Annotated in this window: 1 protein-coding gene; it reads left to right on the top strand. The window is 66.2% G+C overall.

Annotation, left to right across the window (positions count from 1 at the left end; translation table 11 throughout):
• Nucleotides 1–401: 401 nt before the first annotated feature.
• Nucleotides 402–596 (top strand): hypothetical protein, encoded by a 195-nt coding sequence (locus tag LPA54_RS34425; RefSeq protein WP_093765730.1) that lies wholly within the window; start codon nucleotides 402–404, stop codon nucleotides 594–596.
• Nucleotides 597–675: the final 79 nt, after the last annotated feature.

The raw sequence follows: 675 nt of genomic DNA, 5'->3' as shown, positions 1-675 counted from the left end.
CACCGTGGCCGTTCTTGTCAGGATTGTTCCGGATCAATCCGGTCATGGGGGCGAGTGGCGACTCCGGTGACATGTCCCCTTGTCGGGGTGGAACACCGGCAATTCGAATTGCCTGCGAACACCTTGTGAGGACACGGAGAAGGAGGCCTCGCTGAATCCCGTGCAAGGGCTCAGGGGGACGTTCAATTACCCGTGCGGGTGTTCTCTCGAATTGCCGTGCGACAAAAGGGTGTTGCGTCTCCCTGCCCGGGGCGACGGCGACGCCGGCGGGACCGCGGGACGGACGATGTGTCAGCGGCCGGTTAGGCCGGGCGTCTTGGTGGCACGATGGTTCTGGCGGGGTGCGCGGGGATGCGTCGCCCGGGCCGGCGAAGCCGAACCGACCAAGGGTGTGATCTGTTGTGGCCATTTCACTGTCAGTGGTGCTGCTGTTGGCGATCATCCTGGTGGTGCTGCTGAGAGGTGGCTCCCTCAAGGCCGGGCCGGCGATCGTCGCCGTCCTCTTCGGCTTCTTCCTCGCCTCGACGGGCATGGCCGACGACATCCAGCGCTTCCTGGACTCGATAGCCGACATGATCAACTCGATCAGCTTCTGACCCCGCCCCCGCCCCCACGCGGCAGCGGACAGCCCGCCGACACGCCTCAGGGCCGGCCCGGAACGATCCGGACCGGCCC

The organism is Streptomyces sp. DH12, from assembly GCF_020873895.1.
In the GTDB taxonomy this organism is placed as follows: domain Bacteria; phylum Actinomycetota; class Actinomycetes; order Streptomycetales; family Streptomycetaceae; genus Streptomyces.
The sequence above is the reverse complement of the archived record's forward strand: the minus strand, read 5'-3'. Positions and strand labels throughout refer to the sequence as shown.